The 1,504-nt window shown below is 60.6% G+C and carries 2 protein-coding genes; one reads left to right on the top strand and one right to left on the bottom strand.

Features of this window, described 5'->3' with window-relative positions; genetic code table 11:
* A partial coding sequence (surE, locus tag ACH2EH_RS14125; protein ID WP_395142684.1) for a 5'/3'-nucleotidase SurE occupies positions 1–653 on the top strand: 653 nt, incomplete at its 5' end.
* Position 654: 1 nt separating this feature from the next.
* Here the strand turns inward: surE and ACH2EH_RS14120 are convergent.
* Entirely contained in the window at positions 655–1,335 is a 681-nt protein-coding gene (locus ACH2EH_RS14120; protein WP_395142683.1) for an NfeD family protein, read from the bottom strand.
* Positions 1,336–1,504: the final 169 nt, after the last annotated feature.

Below are 1,504 nucleotides of genomic sequence, written 5' to 3'. Positions count from 1 at the left end.
GTCCACGCTCAGCAGCCAGTCACGCGATCACGCTCCACAAGCCGCTTAGAGCCGTTGAGACGCGCCTTCCGGATGGCTCAATGGGCTGGGCAGTTTCTGGCACGCCTGCGGACTGTGCGCTGCTCGGGCTGGATGCGATCTGTGCGGAGAGTGGTGTGGATCTGGTGATCTCGGGCATCAACCATGGGCCGAATCTCGGCTGGGACGTCATCTACTCCGGCACTGTCGCCGCTGCAATGGAGGCCGTTATCCTAGGATTTCCCGCTATCGCCGTCTCCACTACCAGCTTTGGCCCCGACCTGCACTACGACACTGCGGCGCGCTTTATTGCGCGCGACTTAGTGCCTAAAGTCGTCGCCCATGGCTTGCCGCGCAACTCCCTGCTCAATGTCAATGTGCCGGACTTGCCGGAAGACCAGATCAAGGGCATAAAAATCGCCAGCAAGAGCGAGCGGCGCTACAAAGACCGGATGGAGAAGCGCCTCGACCCACGCGGCGGCGCGTACTACTGGCTGGGTGGTCTGCCCAGCGAAGAGCCCGCCCCCGAAGGCACCGATAGCGCCGTGGTAGCGGAGGGCTACATCGCCGTCACACCGCTACACTTAGACATGACATCGTACAGCCTGCTGGAAGCGATGAAATCCTGGTTTTAGGCTATGCCCCAACAAGCACGGCAATGGGATCAACGACGATCCTATCGCCCATGATCTCGGTGATCTGCACTTCGACGCCGGGCTCTAGAAAATCGCCCTCGGTTACCACGGTGAGCTGGCGACCTTCGATGACAACAACGCCGACGGGACGGAGCGGTGTGGCGACCTGGCCGCGCTTGCCGATCCACTCTTGTGGGAGATCACGGACAAACTCCACACCAGCGGACTGAGCATATATTTCGCGGCCAAGCTGCTTCCAGACAGGGGATTTAGGCAGATAGGCAAGAAACGTGACAATGGAGAAAACCGTCACCGTGGCGGCGGCAGCCAGCGAGAAGCCGTTGCTGGCGTGCTTGGGGCCATCGCTCAAAGACAGATAGATCCCCCCAAAGACCAGACCGAAGCCCACAAGGGCGGCGATCCCACGGCCAGGCAGCAAGTGGGTCTCGATCAGAAGCAGCGCGACGCCACCGATTAGCACGGCGACGCCCACCCCACTGACGGCATGGGCAACCAGAACCAGCGCGAAGCAGACCACACTCAGGTTACCGGTCAGCCCCCAGGTGAGAGGGGTGAGCATATCATGAAAGAGCAGCAGACAGGCCGCCACCAGAAGTAAAATTGTCACCCAAGGCTGCGCGATAAATGTCTCCGCTTGCGACCACCACGGCAGAGTTCCCACCTAACCCTCCCCCCCCGAGGAAACGGCTTCTGGCATGACATACCGACGCATCTTGGTCTCGGTGTTTAGCGCCACGGCTTGCGTGAAGAGGATCGCGCCGAAGGCGAAGTTCGAGAGAAACCGGGCGCAACGAAAGCGCCACCTCGCAAATATCCCCATGCGCTCTTCA

The sequence above is a fragment of the Armatimonas sp. genome (assembly GCF_043760365.1).
Lineage (GTDB): Bacteria > Armatimonadota > Armatimonadia > Armatimonadales > Armatimonadaceae > Armatimonas.
The sequence above is the reverse complement of the archived record's forward strand: the minus strand, read 5'-3'. Positions and strand labels throughout refer to the sequence as shown.